The sequence below is a fragment of the Rahnella sp. AN3-3W3 genome (assembly GCF_003263545.1).
Lineage (GTDB): Bacteria > Pseudomonadota > Gammaproteobacteria > Enterobacterales > Enterobacteriaceae > Rahnella > Rahnella variigena.
Genome location: NZ_JYDG01000014.1, coordinates 91,007 through 107,710, shown reverse-complemented (window position 1 = coordinate 107,710; position 16,704 = coordinate 91,007). Strand labels below are relative to the sequence as shown.

Annotated in this window: 14 protein-coding genes and 1 pseudogene; 7 read left to right on the top strand and 8 right to left on the bottom strand. The window is 53.9% G+C overall.

What is annotated here, in order from left to right; translation table 11 throughout:
* A partial coding sequence (ftsP, locus tag UC15_RS06955; RefSeq protein ID WP_112287757.1) for a cell division protein FtsP occupies positions 1-983 on the top strand: 983 nt, incomplete at its 5' end.
* A 64-nt stretch (positions 984-1,047) separates the two neighbouring features.
* On the opposite strand, the gene dkgA is transcribed toward ftsP, so the two are convergent.
* Together dkgA and UC15_RS06945 are read right to left on the bottom strand one after the other, a co-directional pair.
* Positions 1,048-1,872 (bottom strand): 2,5-didehydrogluconate reductase DkgA, encoded by an 825-nt coding sequence (gene dkgA / locus UC15_RS06950; protein WP_112287747.1) that lies wholly within the window; start codon positions 1,870-1,872, stop codon positions 1,048-1,050.
* A 127-nt stretch (positions 1,873-1,999) separates the two neighbouring features.
* Positions 2,000-3,040 carry an NAD(P)-dependent alcohol dehydrogenase gene (locus UC15_RS06945; RefSeq protein ID WP_112287746.1) on the bottom strand — a complete coding sequence of 347 codons (1,041 nt, stop codon included), beginning with the start codon at positions 3,038-3,040 and terminating at the stop codon, positions 2,000-2,002.
* Between the two features lie 305 nt (positions 3,041-3,345).
* Between UC15_RS06945 and UC15_RS06940 the strand changes: the two genes are divergently transcribed.
* Positions 3,346-4,281, top strand: a complete 936-nt coding sequence (locus UC15_RS06940; protein ID WP_112287745.1) for an AraC family transcriptional regulator — start codon at positions 3,346-3,348, stop codon at positions 4,279-4,281.
* 33 nt (positions 4,282-4,314) lie between these two features.
* Here the strand turns inward: UC15_RS06940 and UC15_RS06935 are convergent, their stop codons facing one another.
* From UC15_RS06935 to UC15_RS06915, 5 genes are all read right to left on the bottom strand, one after another.
* On the bottom strand, positions 4,315-4,974 hold the full coding sequence (locus UC15_RS06935; RefSeq protein WP_112287744.1) for a DedA family protein: 660 nt from the start codon (positions 4,972-4,974) through the stop codon (positions 4,315-4,317).
* 214 nt (positions 4,975-5,188) lie between these two features.
* Positions 5,189-6,382, bottom strand: coding sequence for a cystathionine beta-lyase (gene metC / locus UC15_RS06930; protein WP_112287743.1), 1,194 nt, complete (start codon positions 6,380-6,382; stop codon positions 5,189-5,191).
* A 190-nt stretch (positions 6,383-6,572) separates the two neighbouring features.
* Positions 6,573-7,865: a TRAP transporter large permease gene (locus UC15_RS06925; protein ID WP_112287742.1), complete on the bottom strand. Its 1,293-nt coding sequence runs from the start codon at positions 7,863-7,865 to the stop codon at positions 6,573-6,575.
* 12 nt (positions 7,866-7,877) lie between these two features.
* Positions 7,878-8,390, bottom strand: coding sequence for a TRAP transporter small permease (locus UC15_RS06920; protein ID WP_112287741.1), 513 nt, complete (start codon positions 8,388-8,390; stop codon positions 7,878-7,880).
* A 56-nt stretch (positions 8,391-8,446) separates the two neighbouring features.
* Positions 8,447-9,424: a TRAP transporter substrate-binding protein gene (locus tag UC15_RS06915; RefSeq protein ID WP_112287740.1), complete on the bottom strand. Its 978-nt coding sequence runs from the start codon at positions 9,422-9,424 to the stop codon at positions 8,447-8,449.
* A gap of 521 nt (positions 9,425-9,945) precedes the next feature.
* Here UC15_RS06915 and exbB point away from each other — a divergent pair.
* Positions 9,946-10,872 (top strand): tol-pal system-associated acyl-CoA thioesterase, encoded by a 927-nt coding sequence (gene exbB / locus UC15_RS06910; protein ID WP_232829832.1) that lies wholly within the window; start codon positions 9,946-9,948, stop codon positions 10,870-10,872.
* A 9-nt stretch (positions 10,873-10,881) separates the two neighbouring features.
* On the top strand, positions 10,882-11,316 hold the full coding sequence (exbD, locus tag UC15_RS06905; protein WP_112287738.1) for a TonB system transport protein ExbD: 435 nt from the start codon (positions 10,882-10,884) through the stop codon (positions 11,314-11,316).
* A gap of 71 nt (positions 11,317-11,387) precedes the next feature.
* Here the strand turns inward: exbD and garD are convergent, their stop codons facing one another.
* On the bottom strand, positions 11,388-12,959 hold the full coding sequence (garD, locus tag UC15_RS06900) for a galactarate dehydratase (protein WP_112287737.1): 1,572 nt from the start codon (positions 12,957-12,959) through the stop codon (positions 11,388-11,390).
* A gap of 563 nt (positions 12,960-13,522) precedes the next feature.
* Between garD and UC15_RS06895 the strand changes: the two genes are divergently transcribed.
* The 3 genes and pseudogenes from UC15_RS06895 to garR form a co-directional block, all read left to right on the top strand.
* Positions 13,523-14,869 carry an MFS transporter gene (locus tag UC15_RS06895; protein WP_112287756.1) on the top strand — a complete coding sequence of 449 codons (1,347 nt, stop codon included), beginning with the start codon at positions 13,523-13,525 and terminating at the stop codon, positions 14,867-14,869.
* 61 nt (positions 14,870-14,930) lie between these two features.
* Entirely contained in the window at positions 14,931-15,701 is a 771-nt protein-coding gene (gene garL / locus UC15_RS06890) for a 2-dehydro-3-deoxyglucarate aldolase (RefSeq protein ID WP_112287736.1), read from the top strand.
* A 27-nt stretch (positions 15,702-15,728) separates the two neighbouring features.
* Positions 15,729-16,622: pseudogene (gene garR / locus UC15_RS06885) on the top strand (2-hydroxy-3-oxopropionate reductase); the annotation flags it as partial.
* Positions 16,623-16,704: the final 82 nt, after the last annotated feature.

Genomic DNA, 16,704 nt, shown 5'->3' with positions numbered 1-16,704 from the left:
CCCCGAACCGCATGGCACCGCACGTTTATAACGGTTTAGCGGGGATGTGGATTGTCGAGGACGAAGTCAGCAAGAATCTGCCGTTACCGAACCATTACGGCGTGGATGATTTCCCGATCATCATTCAGGACAAGCGTCTGGATGGGTTCGGCGTGCCGCAATACGACACACCGGCTTCCGGAGGATTCTTTGGCGATACCATGCTGGTGAACGGTGTGCAAAGCCCGTTCGTAGAAGTTTCACGTGGCTGGGTGCGTCTGCGTTTACTCAATGCCTCGAATGCGCGCCGTTATGAACTGAGCATGACCGATAACCGCGCGTTCCACGTTGTCGGTTCCGATCTGGGTTTCCTGCCAGCGCCAATGACGGTAAAACGTCTTTCTCTCGGGCCGGGCGAGCGCCGCGAAGTGCTGGTGGATATGTCACAGGGCGAAGAAGTGTCGATTACTGCCGGTGAAGCCGCAGGCGTGATGGACAGACTGCGCGGCCTGTTCGAACCTTCAAGCATTCTGGTTTCTACCATTGTGCTGACCCTGAAACCGACCGGCCTGCTACCGCTGGTGACGGATAATCTGCCGATGCGTTTGCTGGCCGATCAGATCCTGACCGGCAACGTCGTCCGTACCCGTGACCTGCGCTTAGGCGACAGTGAACCGGGGATCAACGGCGCGCTGTGGGATATCAACCGTATCGATCTGACTGCGCAGCAAGGCACGTGGGAACGCTGGACGGTGCATGCGGATTTACCTCAGACGTTCCATGTTGAAGGGGTGTCCTTCCTGGTGAAAAGCGTCAATGGCGCCGCGCCGCTGGTGGAAGATGCCGGATTCAAAGATACCGTTTGGGTCGATGGCGATGTCGAACTGCTGGTGTATTTCAATCAGCCTTCTTATGAGCACTTCCCGTTCGTCTACCGCAGTGGCGCGCTGGAACTGGCCGATCGCGGCTCAGCGGCCAATATGCTGGTACAGCCTTCGATGTAAGCGTCATTCGCGCAATAAAAAACCCGCCGGGGCGGGTTTTTGTTTTTCTGCACTCTGAAACGGCTTACAGATCTTTTTCCGGATCCGGCCCCAGACGCTGCTCTTTATCCAGCTTGGTGACTTCCGCCAGTTCTTCCTTCTCCAGTTTGAAATCAAACACGTCGAAGTTTTCGCGGATGCGTTTTGGAGTTACCGATTTCGGGATAACAATCAGCCCGTTATCCAAGTGCCAGCGGATAACAATCTGCGCAGGCGTCTTGTCGTATTTTTCCGCCAGTTTCTGGATCAGCGGCTGATCAAACACGCCTTCGCCGCCCTGTGCCAGCGGGCTCCAGGATTCGGTGGCGATGGTGTGTGTGGCGTTCCAGGCATGCAGCTGGCGCTGTTGCATCAGCGGGTGAAGCTCAATCTGATTCACGACAGGGAAAATGCCGGTTTCATCTTTCAGCTTCTGCAAATGTTGCAGCGGGAAATTACACACGCCGATGCTTTTCGCCAGACCTTGTTCTTTCAGTTTCAGCAGCGCTTTCCAGGCATCGACGTAATGCCCCTGAGCCGGTTGCGGCCAGTGGATCAGGTATAAATCGACATAATCAGTTTTCAGCTTTTTAAGGCTGGTTTCCAGCGCCTGTGGTGCGTTCAGCTGATCGTCATTCCACAGTTTGGTGGTGATAAACAGCTCTTCGCGAGGCACCAGATTGGCGGCAATTGCTTCGCCGACGCCTTCCTCATTTTTGTAGATGGCGGCGGTATCAATATGACGATAACCGGTTTCGATCGCCGTTTTCACCGCGCTGGTGGCTTCCTGATTACTGGCTTTCCATACGCCAAGTCCTAACTGAGGCATCAGATTGCCATCGTGAAGTTTGATGATGGGTTGCGTTGCCATGAGTTTCTCCTTTCAGGGCAGAGTACCCGCCGCAGAGGACGGGCACCGTGTAGGGATTGACGTTAAGTCTAGTAAACGAAACGGCATCTTGCTGAGCAGGCTACGTATATTCAGACACGGAAGATGCCTAGGCGTTCATATCCAGCACCACGCGATAGCGCGCTTTCCCTTCATGCAGATGCTCCACGGCATCATTGATTTTGCTCAGCGGGAAGTGCTCAACCTGCGGCGTGATGTCATGACGGGCGCAGAACGCCAGCATGTCAGCCAGACGGGAAGGGGAGCCGGTCGGTGAACCGGAAACCTCAGCCTGTTTGCTGATCAGCGCCATCACATGCAGCGGTACCGCTTCCGGCACCACGCCGACAAAGTGCAGACGCCCTTTCGGTGCCAGCGCGCCAATAATGGCGTCCCAGTCCAGCGAGGCATTGGCAGTGACCATAATGAAGTCCAGCTGACCGGCGATTTTCTTCAGTTCATCACTGTCACGGGTAGCAATAACGCGGTGCGCACCGAGTGAAACCGCTTCGTCACGTTTCGCCATCGATGACGTAAACGCAGTCACTTCGCAGCCCCAGGCATTCAGGAAACGCAGCGCCATGTGGCCTAAACCGCCGATGCCGATCACGCCAACGCGATGGGTCGGCAGCACGCCAAACTGCAACAGCGGGTTAAAGACGGTAATGCCGCCACAGAACAACGGACCGGCGCTGGTGATATCCACGCCTTCCGGCAGCGGAATAGCCCACGCCCAGTGGCTGCGGATCTTGTCCGCGAAACCGCCGTGATGGCCGATGATGGTGGCTTCCACATCATGACAAAGGTGCTGATCGCCGGACATACAAGGGTGACAGTGCATACAGCTGCCACGGTTCCAGCCCACGCCGACAATCTGGCCGACTTTTAGCCCTTTGTTCTGCGCATGATTACCAATTTTGACGATTTTGCCGACCACTTCATGGCCAGGAACAAACGGATACTGCGTGATGCCCCAGTCATTATTAAGCATCGACAGATCCGAATGGCAAACGCCGCAATAATCAATGGCGACTTCAATTTCTTCGTCGCCAATCGGGCCGGCGTCGAAAGCAAACGCTTCGAGTGGCTGATTCGGGCCGGCAGCGGCCCAGGCGTTAAAGGTATTTTCAGCAGCAACAGGTGCAGACATACAATCCTCCGAACTCTCGGTTAGACGAATAATGAATTGAAATAAGGATTTATCAGAAAAAAAGAATCGGTGACCGAAGGTCGCTCACGATCAGCGAATGAAAAGTACGTCCATACAGACTAGCAGTTCATCGCATTTATGCAGGTGTGTCCCCCTGCGGAAGGCGACATTAACTGTAAGAGAAAATGGGCAGCAGCATGATGCCCATTTCTGCCAGAGTCTTGCCTGTTTCTGCTTGTCTCTGTAGGAACGCAGGAGGTTATGGCAGAATCAGTGCCAGTTTAGTGAATATGTGGAGCGAAATAATGGAAAACGTGAACAGCCTGTGCGCCCGCATGGCGGCAAGAGTCGCCCGGCTCAGTGGTGATAAAAATCTCGTGCCGTCGGCGGTTCCGCAGGTGACGCTGATGTACACCACACGTTACCATCCGCGTCAGCCGGTTTTGTACAATCCCGGCATTGTGATCCTTTTTCAGGGGCGAAAAGTCGGTTATCTGGGCAAGAAAACCTTCTCTTACGATCCGCACAATTATCTGATGCTGACCGTTCCGCTGCCTTTCGAATGTGAAACCTTCAGCAGCCCCGAAGAGCCGCTGGCCGGTATTCAGATCAGCATTGATAACCTGATGTTGCAGGATCTGCTGATGGATATGGGCGACGAAAGCATGGCGCGTCAGAAAGAATCGTCAACAGGCATCAACTCCGGCGTGCTGGATGGCGATATTCTTTGTGCGACCGAACGCCTGCTGGATGTGATGGATAAGCCACTGCACGCCCGCATTCTGGGGCCTAAAATTATACGCGAAATCCTGTTCTTTATTCTGACCAGTGAGAACGGCGGCGCGCTCCAGGCGCTGGTTAATCGTCATACCCATTTCAGCCAGATTGCCAAATCCCTGCGCCGTATTGAGGCGCAGTACGCCGACAATCTCAGCGTGGAAACGCTGGCCAGTGAAGTGAACATGAGTATTTCGGCGTTTCACCATAACTTCAAAGCCGTGACCAGCACGTCGCCGCTGCAGTATCTGAAAACCTATCGCCTGCACCGTGCGCGTACCTTGATGATTTATGATGGCGTGAAAGCCAGCGTAGCGGCATTACAGGTGGGGTATGAAAGCGCGTCCCAGTTCAGCCGGGAGTTCAAACGCTATTTTGGCGTCACGCCGAGTGATGAGATGGCGCGTCTGCGCGAAGGGAGTTCCGGTGTGCTGGCGTTAACGGACGTGGCATTTAAGGCCTGAACCGGTCTTTTTACAAAGGATTTCAGAAAGGGCTCAGAAACGGCATTTCCGTTTTTTCCAGATAACCAGCACCGCGCCAGCCAGACCGACGACCAGCAACAGAACCGGTAAAATCATCAGTCCCGCCATGACCTGATCTTCATGGCGTTTAACAATCGGAATGTGGCTCAGTGCGAAGCCCAGAGAAATCACCACACCCACCCACAATATGGCACTCAGCCAGTTAAAGAACTGGAAACGGGCATTGTTGAGGCCGGAAATCCCAGCCATTGTCGGTAACAGTGTCCGCACGAAAGCCAGAAAACGCCCGACAAGCAGCGCCATCAGCCCGTGCTGAATAAACATCTGATGCGCTCGCTGGTGATAATGCGCCGGAAGCTGTAACAGCCAGCCTTTGACCAGTTTGGTGTGACCCAGCCAGCGTCCCTGAATATAACTCAGCCAGCAGCCGAGGCTCGCGGCCGTCACCAGAATAATCAGGGTAGGAACGAAGCTCATGACGCCTTTAGCAATCAGCGCGCCGGTCAGCAGCAGCAGGCTGTCACCGGGCAGGAAAGAGGCAGGTAATAAGCCGTTTTCCAGAAACAGCGTGGCAAACAGGACGGCATAAATGACCCAGAGAAGATTCGGGTCGGCGAGCATACTGAAATCATGCTGCCAGAGCGCATGAAAAATGTCGCAAAGCACTGCCATATTCTGTCCTGTTTCTGTTCATTAAAAACTGTCGCCTGCCAGTGTAACGCGGATCGATGTCGGATATGTTGATCTGAGGACACTGTAAAAAAGACAGAAGGCTCCGGCATCAGTCGCCCGGAGCTCTAAAGAGCTTACAGATTATTATCATTTTGCGAATGAATATCCGCCACTTACCTTACCGATCTGCGCGTTATGTCGCAATCTCTGTGGCTCAGGAAGTCGTTATCCGTTCAAAAGCCGTTGAAAGATCGGCAATCAGATCGTCACAATTTTCCAGCCCGATATGTAATCTAACCAGCGTGCCGGTAAAGTCGACGGTTTCCGCCGGGCGGATAGCCTGAATTTCTTCCGGCTGATTGGCCAGAACCAGCGATTCAAAGCCACCCCACGAATACGCCATGCTGAAATGCTCGAAGTGGTCGAGATAGTCAGAAAGCTCTTGTTTGCTCAGGCGCTGTTTCAGCACAAAAGAGAACAGGCCGCAGCTGCCGGTGAAATCCCGCTTCCAGAATTCATGGCCTTTGCTGCCGGGCAATGCCGGATGATTGACCACTGCCACTTCCGGACGCTCCGCCAGCCACTGTGCGATGCGGATACTGCTTTCTGCATGCTGTTTCAGCCGCACGCCCATGGTGCGCAGCCCGCGGCTGGCGACATACGCGGTATCAGCATCGACCATTTGCCCCATCAGATAAGAATGTTCACGTAACTGCGCCCAGCAACGTTCATTAGAAACGGCGGTGCCAATCATCGCATCAGAATGACCGACGATATATTTGGTGCCTGCCTGAATCGAAATATCGATATCAAATTCCAGCGCTTTAAACAGAATACCCGCCGCCCAGGTGTTATCGATCATGATGACAACGTCCGGATTTACTGCGCGCACCGCTTTCACCATCGCCGGGATATCCGGAACTTCCATGGTGATCGAGCCCGGCGATTCGAGGAACACCACTTTGGTGTTGGGCTGCATCAGCGAACCTAACTCAGCACCGATATTGGCAGGAAAATAGGTGGTGGAAACACCGAGTTTTTTCAGCACTTTTTCGCAGAAATCCTGCGTCGGTTCGTAAGATGAACCGGCCACCAGAATGTGGTCCCCGCTGCTGACAAAGGAAAGCACTGCGTTACTGACCGCCGCCGCGCCGCACGGATACAGCGCGCAGCCCGCGCCGCCTTCCAGTTCAACCATCGCTTCCTGTAGCGAGAAATGCGTCAGGGTGCCGCGGCGTCCGTAAAACAGCTCGCCGTTAGCACGGTTGGCGGTGGCGTGTTTTTTATCCGCGACGGTTTCAAAGACCAAAGATGACGCACGCTGAATGACCGCATTCACGGAGCCTTGCGTGAACTTCTTGTCCCGTCCGGCGCTGACCAGCGCGGTTTCAATTTTTTTAGACGACATAATCCGTATTTCACCCTGTTACGTTGCGCGGCATGCACCAGCATCCGCCGATATGTCATTAACTTAACATGATGAATTTCAGGGATCAGGCTTTTGGCGGGTGGATGAGAAAATTTCAGCAGCCCGCGCCCGTTTCACAGAAAAAAAAGCCCGTCGTGACGACGGGCAAGGGAGAAACGAGTTTTGGGCATCAGCCGGTATAGACGCCGAAGAGTTTGGGCAGGAATAGCGAAATGGTCGGAATATAGGTCACCAGCATCAGCACCACGAACAGCACGCAGTAGAACGGCATCATGGCTTTCACCACTTTCTCAATGCTCTGTTTACTCACCGCACTGGCGACAAACAGCACCGAGCCGACCGGCGGGGTGATCAGCCCGATCCCCAGATTCACCAGCATGATCATGCCGAAATGCACCGGATCAATGCCGAGTGATAACACCACCGGCAACAGCACCGGCGTCAGGATCAGAATGATCGGCGCCATGTCCATCAGCGTACCGATCAGCAACAGCATGATGTTGATCCACATGAGGATCACGTACTTGTTGTCGGAGATCGAAGTGAAGAATTCGGTGATGCGCATCGGCAACTGCATGTAGGTCATCACTGCGCCAAAGCTGGCGGCAAAGCCGATCAGAATCATGACGATGCTGACGGTTTTGACCGTGCGGTACATCAGTTTCGGCAGTTCGCTCCACTTGTAATCGCGGTAGATAAACATGGTGACGAAGAATGACCACAAGCAGGCAATCGCCGCTGATTCCGTTGCGGTAAATACTCCGCTGAGAATACCGCCCATGATGATGACGACGGTCATCAGCCCCCACAGCGTGTCGATGAAAATCTTCAGCGCCTGGCGGAACGGCACGCGTTCGCCTTTTGGATAACCGCGTTTGTGCGCAAACACCACGCACATCACCATCAGTGTCAGGCTGAGCAGTAAACCGGGCAGAATACCGGCGATGAACAGCGCGGCAATCGACACCGTGCCGCCGGTCGCCAGTGAATAAATCACCGAATTATGGCTGGGTGGCGTGAGGATCGCCTGCACCGAGCCGCTGGCGGTCACCGCTGCCGCAAAGTCACGCGGATAACCTTTCTTCTCCATTTCAGGGATCATCACCGAGCCGATCGATGCGGTGTCTGCTACCGAGGATCCGGAAATCGCGCCGAAAAAGGTCGAGGCGACGATATTCACCAGCGACAGTCCGCCGCGGATAAACCCGACAAAGATGTAGGCAAAACTGACCAGCCTGCGGGCGATCCCTCCTTCGGCCATGATCGCGCCCGCCAGAATAAAGAACGGGATCGCCAGCAGAGAGAACTTATTCACGCCATTGGTCAGCTGGATCATCAGCGCTTCAAACGGCAGGTCAATCCACCAGGCTCCCGCCAGCGCGCTCAGCCCGACGGCGTAAGCGACCGGCACGCCAATCGCCAGCATTACCGCCAGCGTTAACAACAAGATTAATGCATCCATAACAGGCTCCGGTCAGGCGTCAGAATTGCCCAGCATCACCACTGGCCGCTGATGCTGCGGGCCGGCAATGATCTGCTCAATGATGAATAACAGCGTCAGCGCAGAACCTATGGGCAGCGGCAGATAGGTTTGTCCGGCAGTCAGCAGCGGGAATTCCGCCACCGGCTGTTGCCAGAGTTCGCTGCACAATTGCAGGCTGTACCAGAAAATAAACACGCTGATCGCCAGCATCATCAGGTCAGCCAGCAGGGCGGAGAATTTTTTCAGAGCAGGCGGCAGACGGTCGGTGACCATCGCCACCACAATGTGCGAACCGGCGCGGTAACTGACGGCGGCACCGATAAAGGTGAACGTCACCATGCACATAATCGCGATCGGCTCCGGCCACGACAGGGCGCTGTTCATCACGTAGCGGGCGAAGATCCCAACCGGGATCACCGCGACCATCAGCAGTAACGCAATACCGGCGAGCCACATCGCACAGCGGTAAAGAATGTCCATCAGGGTGTGATAACTTGAGACCATAAATCCCCCGGCGAAAGATCATAAAGAGGCAGCCCGCAGGCTGCCGGAGTCAGGGTTTACTGAACGTCAGCGATTTGCTGCATCAGTTCCTGATGGTCTTTGCCGAATTCATCGCGCACGGATTGCGTGGCTTTGACATAAGTCGCAGGGTCGATCTCATAGAATTTCACGCCGCCTGCTTTCATCGTTGCCAGCGCTTTCTCGTTATAGGCTTTCCACAGTTCGCGTTGCTCGTCCTGTGCTTCTTTCGCCAGTTTGAGGATTAACTGCTGGTCTTCCGGTTTCAGTTTGTCCCATTTCACTTTCGAATACAGGAACAGCTCCGGAATGATGAAGTGACGGCTGTAGGTGTAGTTTTTTACCACCGGCAGATAGTTGTGGGCGACAAACGTCGGCGGGTTGTTTTCGGTGCCGTCGATAACTCCGGTCTGCATGCCGCTGAACACTTCACTGACGCCCATTGCCACCGGGTTTGCGCCCATGGCTTTCAGCGTCGCCAGCGCAATCGGGCTGCCTTGTACGCGGATTTTCATGCCGTGCAAATCTTCCGGTTTCACCACCGGCTCTTTGGTGATCAGGTTGCGCGTGCCGCCGTCCATCCAGCCGAGGAACACCAGACGGGAGTTCGGGTTGTTGGTGATTTTGTCGCCGATTTCTTTGCCAATCTGACCGTCGAGCACTTTGTGCATGTGGTCTTCATCGCGGAATATATAGGGCAGGGTGAAGACGTTTATCTCCGGTAAAATCGAGGCAACCGGTGTCATCGATACGCGGATAATATCCAGCGCGCCAAGCTGTGCCTGTTCAATTTCCTGCTTTTCATCCCCCAGAACACCGCCCGGGAACGTTTTGATTTCGAGGCGTCCGTCCGTTTGCTTTTGCAGCTTTTCGCCCATGTGCTGAACGGCGACGACGTTCGGATAGCCTTGCGGATGCACATCGGCGGCCTTCAGCGTTTGTGCGGATACACCCGCGGTAAATAAGAGGGTCGCGGAACTCAGGCAAAGGCTGAGAAGTGCTTTTTGCATTTTCATCAGTTTGTCTCCAGGGTACTCAGTAAGGGAAAGGTAAATGAGAGCAAGTGTTGATCAGAGCCAACGGAAGGTCCGGCCTGTTCATTATGAAAAATGTGTAAATAAGCTTTTAAATTATAGGGATACAAGCATTGCCGGTATGCGGTCTTCGCCTGAGTAAGCACCTTATCCTATTTTTTGCTGTGCGGTATTTGAGCATTATCACAAACTCGCAACAAATGTAAAAAGGTGTTACTTAATATTTAAAACGTTGTTTTGACTTAGGTAGTGAAGCTCAGATGATTGATTTACCGCGTGATTTTTATGGAAAGTGTGACGCAGGTTAAATTGTTCATCCCTTGTGCAAACACGAAAAACCTTGTCGTCTGTCAATGACACGCCAGCCTGCAGGCGCGACAATGTAAATAATAATGAGAACGACTATCAATTAGGCCTTTTTCTTTGATATCATTCGGCGTTATTCATTCTTTCTACACACTGATTCTGGCTGGAGGCGACGCGTGAAAACGGCTCGCAATAAGATGAAAGAGGCGACCTCATTACTGATGTCGTTGATGTTGGTTGCTGGCTTAAGCGGCAACGCGATGGCTGCACCTGCGACGCCGGCTGGACAAGCCGTCAATTCTGCAGCATCTCAACCGGCAGCGGCGGATGCCCCTGCACCGGCGAACAGTGATGCAACGCCAGCACCTGTGATGCAACCGACTCCGTCCGAAGCGACGCCTGTCATTCCTACCGATTTGTCTGTTATGGGCATGTATCACCACGCCGATGCGGTGGTGAAAACCGTCATGATTGGCCTGCTGCTGGCCTCTGTCGTCACCTGGGCGTTGCTGTTCAGCAAAGGTGCTGAAGTGTTCACTGGCAAACGCCGTATGCGCCGCGAGTTTGATGCGCTGTCTTCTGTCCGTACGCTGGACGAAGCCGCTGAGCAAGCCGAAAGCTTCGCCGCCAGCAGCATCAGCGCGCAGATGATCCGTGACGCACAGAATGAACTCGAGCTGTCAGCAGGTTCCACCGACAACAACGGCATCAAAGAACGTACCGGTTTCCGCCTTGAGCGCCGCGTCAGCGCAGCCGGCCGTTACATGGGCCGTGGCAACGGTATTCTGGCGACTATCGGGGCAATCTCTCCGTTCGTCGGCCTGTTCGGTACTGTGTGGGGCATCATGAACAGCTTCATCGGCATCGCGCAAACGCAGACCACTAACCTGGCTGTCGTGGCACCGGGCATCGCAGAAGCCTTGCTGGCGACCGCTGTCGGTCTGGTTGCCGCGATCCCTGCCGTGGTTATCTACAACATTTTCGCCCGTACCATTACCTCTTACCGTCATCAGGTTGGCGATGTAGCGGCGCAGATTATTCTGTTGCAGGGTCGTGATTTGGATCTGGCTGCCAGCAAAGGCGATGCGCCACGCGGTCAGACAGGTCAGTTACGCGTAGGGTAAGAACAGATTATGGCTATTCGGTTAAACGACGATATCGACGAAAGCGGTGAAATGCATGACATCAACGTCACGCCTTTCATCGACGTCATGCTGGTATTGCTGATCATCTTCATGGTTGCCGCACCGCTGGCGACCGTAGATGTGCGGGTTGATTTACCCGCCTCTACGGCGAAACAGCAGCCGCGTCCTGAGAAACCGATCTTCCTGTCGGTGAAAGCAGACAAACAGCTGTTCCTGGGCGACACGCCGGTCAACAGCGATAATCTGACCTCGATGCTGGATCAACGTACTCAGGGCAATAAGCAGAGCACGATTTTCTTCCGTGCGGATAAGACAGTGGATTACGAAACGCTGATGAAAGTGATGGATAACCTGCGTAAAGCCGGTTACCTGAAAGTCGGACTGGTTGGCGCTGAACAAACCGGTGCCGCTGCGGCGCAGTAAGTTTTCCTCCCGATCAGACGCACAAAAAAGGCCAGCGATGCTGGCCTTTCGTTTATCTGTAAAACCGAAATTCAGGTCACCGGCGCCGGGTTAAACACCGCCAGCGCATTATGGATGCCCCAGGTGTCTGACCAGGTTTTCTTGCGCCCGCTGGCGATATCGAGAATGAAGTGGAACAACTCCCAGCCCACATCTTCGATAGTCGCGTCGCCGGTCGCAATCGTACCGGCGTTGATGTCCATCAGATCGTGCCAGCGGTTAGCCAGCGTGGTGCGGGTCGCCATTTTAATCACCGGCACCGCCAGCAGGCCGTAAGGCGTACCGCGTCCGGTGGTAAAGACCTGCACGGTAATCCCGGATGCCAGTTGCTGTGTTCCGCAGACAAAATCACTGGCAGGCGTGGCAGCGTAGATCAGGCCTTTTTTGGTCGGACGCTGACCCGGAGACAATACTTCTGAAATTGCGCTGGTGCCGGATTTTGCAATCGAGCCGAGCGCTTTTTCCACCACGTTAGCCAGACCGCCTTTTTTGTTGCCCGGAGACGGGTTGGCGCTGCGGTCGGTTTGTCCCATCGACAGATAATCATCGTACCAGGCCATTTCTTCCAGCAGGCGTTTACCCACTTCGACATCCGCAGCGCGCGGCGTCAGTAAGTGGATGGCGTCGCGCACTTCAGTCACTTCCGAGAACATCACGGTTGCACCGCAGCGCACCAGCAGGTCTGATGCGTAACCGACTGCCGGGTTAGCCGTCACGCCGGAGAAAGCATCGCTGCCGCCACATTGCGTGCCCACGACCAGATCAGACGCCGGACAGGTTTCGCGCTGACGGCGGTTCAGGCGCTCGAGATGGAATTGTGCAACGGTGAGGATATCGTCCACCATCGACTGGAAGCCGACATGCTGTTCATCCTGCAAACGGACGATATGCGTGTCGTCGAGGGAAATTGCCTGCACGTCCGGCGTGCCTTCCAGCAGGCGCTCGGGTTGCAGCTTTTCACAGCCCAGACCGACCACCATCACTTCGCCGCCAAAGTTCGGGTTCAGCGCCAGATTGTGGATAGTGCGGATCGGCACCACTGCCGCCGGGGCGTTAATTGCCACGCCGCAGCCGTAGAGATGGTTCAGCGCCACGACGCCATCGACGTTGGGGAATTTAGGCAGTAAATCACGCTCGATGATTTTGACCACGTAATCCACCACGCCCGCCACACAATGCACGCTGGTGGTTATACCCAGCAGATTTTTAGTGCCTACGCTGCCGTCGTCGTTGCGGTAACCTTCAAAGGTATAGCCTTCCAGCGGCGGTAAGGCGGGCGGAACGCGGGTGGCCAGCGGCAGGCTGTTAAGCTCCGGCGCGACCGGCAGTTCCACCAGGGATTCGTCAATCCAGCCGCCCTGTGCGATATCACGCACCGCATAGCCGATGACTTCACCATAACGAATAATATCGCCACCCTTGGTAATCGGTTCTAAGGCAACTTTATGACCTTGCGGAATATGCTCAATTAATTCCAGACCATTAGAAAATCGGGTACCGGCTTTTAAACCGTTATCGTTCACAATAATAGCAACGTTATCGCTTTCATGAACCTTAATGAAAAGTGCTTCGGTTGCATGTTCTTTATCTTTATTACGTGACATAACTGTCTCCGCGTTTATTAAACATCCCGGAACAAAAGGCTCCGGTTAATTCTCTGAAGTTGACGCTTAACGACGTTTCTCAAAAACATGCTCTGTAATACAGGGTATGACGCTCATTATAAGACAGACTTCCACGAACCTCATTGTGCAACTGACCAGCTTTTTACCGGTTTAACATCATTCTGTGGGGCAGGTGACAGAATAAATGTGATGGATATCACCCTTTGATTTGAGCGGTTATCAGCGCGAGATAATCTGTGATTCTCCTCCCACATCGATGTGTGTATGCAAAAGAATAGTCACAATTATCTGCTATATTCTTGGGCGAATGCACAGTGTTATTTCGGGGCCTCTTTTTTATACTGTATTAGCCCTCTGAAGGTGACGTTTTAAGTAATACAGGTAAATTTCGTACAAAGATTAATAAAGGATTAATTCGCCAGATCGTATAAATGCTTCTTATAAAGGAACTATAGGGTAAATAACGCCGAGGAATGGCGGGCGTTATTTGAGCAGCGGTGAATTACCTGAATGAATTTTTCAATATTACAACGAAGGTCACCATGAATATTCAATCTCAGTCTCGGACAATCGCGCAAACTAAGGTACGAACACATATTCGTTACTACATTTTGCTGATTATCTTTTTAATCACGGCGGTGAACTATGCCGACCGCGCAACGCTTTCCATTGCAGGCACCGAGGTCGCGCGCGAGCTGGGCCTGGATGCTGCGGATATGGGGCAAATCTTTGCGGCATTCGGCTGGGCATATCTGATTATGCAGCTGCCGGGCGGATGGTTGCTGGACAAGTTCGGTTCGAAGAAAGTTTATACCTACAGTCTGTTTTTCTGGTCGCTGTTCACTTTATTACAAGGCTTTGTCGGCTGGTTCCCGCTGGCGTATGGCGCACTGACGCTGTTTATCCTGCGCTTTATGCTGGGTTTCTCCGAAGCGCCTTCCTTCCCGGCGAACGCCCGCATTGTCGCGGCCTGGTTCCCGACCACCGAGCGCGGCACCGCGTCGGCAATTTTTAACTCCGCACAATATTTCTCGCTGGCGCTGTTCTCTCCGTTACTCGGCTGGCTGACCTACGCCTGGGGCTGGGAACATGTCTTTATCGTCATGGGCGTGATTGGTTTTGTGCTGACGCTGGTGTGGATCAAATTTATCCATAACCCGCCGGAACATCCGCATATTTCCAAAAGCGAGCTGGAGTTTCTGAAAGACGGCGGCGCGGTGGTGGATATCGACCACAAGAAAACCGACAGTGCGAAAAATGGTCCGAAATGGAGCTACGTTCGTCAGATGTTAAGCAGCCGCATGATGCTGGGGATCTTCTTCGGGCAGTATTTCATTAACAGTATTACGTGGTTCTTCCTGACCTGGTTCCCGATTTATCTGGTTCAGGAAAAGGGCATGTCTATTCTTAAAGTGGGGATGATTGCCGCAATTCCGGCATTGTGCGGTTTTGCCGGCGGTGTGCTGGGGGGCGTGTTCTCAGATTTCCTGATTAAACGCGGTTTCTCGCTGACCGTGGCACGTAAAATTCCTATCGTGCTGGGCATGTTGTTAGCCACCAGCATCATCTTGTGTAACTACACCGACAACAACGCGCTGGTTGTCACCCTGATGGCGCTGGCCTTCTTCGGCAAAGGCTTTGGTGCGCTGGGCTGGCCGGTGATTGCCGATACCGCCCCGAAAGAAGTCATTGGCCTGTGCGGCGGCATCTTCAACGTGTTCGGAAACGTTGCCTCCATCGTGACGCCGCTGGTGATCGGCTACATGGTAAAAGGGCTGCACTCTTTCAATATGGCATTAATTTTTGTGGGCTGTTCAGCACTGATGGCGATGCTTTGCTATCTGCTGGTGGTCGGCGAGATCAAACGTCTGGAACTTAAGAAACAGTAAATTTTGATGCGGGCACGCCGGATTTTCCGGCTCTGCCCCTGGATGAGGTCAGATATCAGATATGAGTAATCAAATGATTCCAAATCGCTTTCGCCAGGACTTACTGCAAGGAAAAACGCTGATTGGTTGCTGGTCAGCGCTGTGCAGCCCGATCACTACCGAAGTGCTCGGCGTGGCGGGTTTTGACTGGCTGTTGCTCGATGGTGAACACGCGCCGAATGATGTCACCACTTTTGTACCGCAGCTGATGGCGCTGAAAGGCAGCCGCAGCGCGCCGGTGGTGCGTCCGCAATTTAATGATCCGGTGGTGATTAAGCGCCTGCTGGATATCGGTTTCTACAATTTCCTGATCCCGTTTGTGGAAACGCAGCAACAGGCTGAACTGGCGGTGGCATCAACACGTTATCCGCCAGCAGGCATCCGTGGCGTATCGGTTTCGCATCGCAGCAACATGTTCGGCACCGTGCCGGATTACTTCACCAGCATCAACGACAACATCGCGGTGATGGTGCAAATCGAAAGCCAGCAGGGCGTCGATAATCTGGATGCGATTGCCGCCGTAGACGGCATCGACGGGATTTTCGTCGGCCCGAGCGATCTGGCCGCAGGCATGGGGCATCTCGGCAACGCCGGGCACCCTGACGTGCAGGCCGCTATCCGTCACATTTTCGCCCGCGCAAAAGCACACGGCAAACCGAGCGGCATTCTGGCACCGGTTGAAGCAGATGCCCGTCGCTATCTGGAATGGGGCGCGACGTTCGTGGCGGTCGGCAGTGATTTAGGCGTTTTCCGCGCAGGGACTCAGGCGCTGTGTGATCGCTTCACCAAGTGATCCGCTCTCAAACATCAATATAAAGAGGATACCCGAATGAAAATTGGCTTTATTGGTTTAGGCATCATGGGCAAGCCTATGAGCAAAAACCTGCTGAAAGCAGGTTACGAGCTGGTGGTGATGGATCGCAATCAGGATACCGTCGGTGAAATTGTGAAACTCGGCGCGACAGCGGCAGATACCCCAAAAGCGGTGGCGTCGGTTTCTGATGTGATCATCACCATGCTGCCAAACTCGCCGCAGGTAAAAGAGGTGGCGCTGGGCGAAAACGGTCTGATTGAAGGCGCGCGTCCGGGCACTATTTTCATCGACATGAGTTCTATCGCGCCGCTGGCGAGCCGTGAAATCAGTGAAGCGCTGGCCGCTAAGCAAATCGCGATGCTCGATGCGCCGGTTTCCGGTGGCGAACCGAAAGCCATCGACGGCACTATGTCAGTGATGGTCGGCGGTGACAAAGCGGTGTTCGATAAATGCTATGAAATCATGAAATCCATGGCGGGTTCTGTGGTGCATACCGGTGATATCGGTGCAGGCAACGTCACCAAACTGGCGAATCAGGTGATCGTGGCGCTGAATATTGCGGCCATGTCTGAAGCGCTGGTGCTGGCGACCAAAGCGGGCGTGGATCCTGATTTAGTTTTCCAGGCTATTCGTGGCGGACTGGCAGGCAGCACCGTGCTGGAAGCAAAAGCGCCGATGGTGATGGATCGCAACTTCAAGCCGGGATTCCGAATTGATCTGCACATCAAAGATTTAGCTAATGCACTGGACACCTCACACGGCGTTGGTGCGCAACTGCCTCTGACCTCGCTGGTCATGGAAATGATGCAGGCACTGAAAGCGGATGGTCACGGACAATCTGACCATAGCGCCATTGCACGCTATTATGAAACCTTAGCGAAGGTTGAAGTTACCCGTTAGTCTGCGGCGGCAACGTGACCCTGAGTTAATGCTCGTTTCGCGTTGCCCTTCAGGCAGGATGCAAAACTGACAGGACGCTTTT

Coding starts and splice junctions, on each gene's coding strand:
- dkgA (WP_112287747.1), bottom strand. CDS start 1,872: ATGGCAACGCAACCCATCATCAAACTTCACGATGGCAATCTGATGCCT.
- UC15_RS06945 (WP_112287746.1), bottom strand. CDS start 3,040: ATGTCTGCACCTGTTGCTGCTGAAAATACCTTTAACGCCTGGGCCGCT.
- UC15_RS06940 (WP_112287745.1), top strand. CDS start 3,346: ATGGAAAACGTGAACAGCCTGTGCGCCCGCATGGCGGCAAGAGTCGCC.
- UC15_RS06935 (WP_112287744.1), bottom strand. CDS start 4,974: ATGGCAGTGCTTTGCGACATTTTTCATGCGCTCTGGCAGCATGATTTC.
- metC (WP_112287743.1), bottom strand. CDS start 6,382: ATGTCGTCTAAAAAAATTGAAACCGCGCTGGTCAGCGCCGGACGGGAC.
- UC15_RS06925 (WP_112287742.1), bottom strand. CDS start 7,865: ATGGATGCATTAATCTTGTTGTTAACGCTGGCGGTAATGCTGGCGATT.
- UC15_RS06920 (WP_112287741.1), bottom strand. CDS start 8,390: ATGGTCTCAAGTTATCACACCCTGATGGACATTCTTTACCGCTGTGCG.
- UC15_RS06915 (WP_112287740.1), bottom strand. CDS start 9,424: ATGAAAATGCAAAAAGCACTTCTCAGCCTTTGCCTGAGTTCCGCGACC.
- exbB (WP_232829832.1), top strand. CDS start 9,946: ATGAAAGAGGCGACCTCATTACTGATGTCGTTGATGTTGGTTGCTGGC.
- exbD (WP_112287738.1), top strand. CDS start 10,882: ATGGCTATTCGGTTAAACGACGATATCGACGAAAGCGGTGAAATGCAT.
- garD (WP_112287737.1), bottom strand. CDS start 12,959: ATGTCACGTAATAAAGATAAAGAACATGCAACCGAAGCACTTTTCATT.
- UC15_RS06895 (WP_112287756.1), top strand. CDS start 13,523: ATGAATATTCAATCTCAGTCTCGGACAATCGCGCAAACTAAGGTACGA.
- garL (WP_112287736.1), top strand. CDS start 14,931: ATGAGTAATCAAATGATTCCAAATCGCTTTCGCCAGGACTTACTGCAA.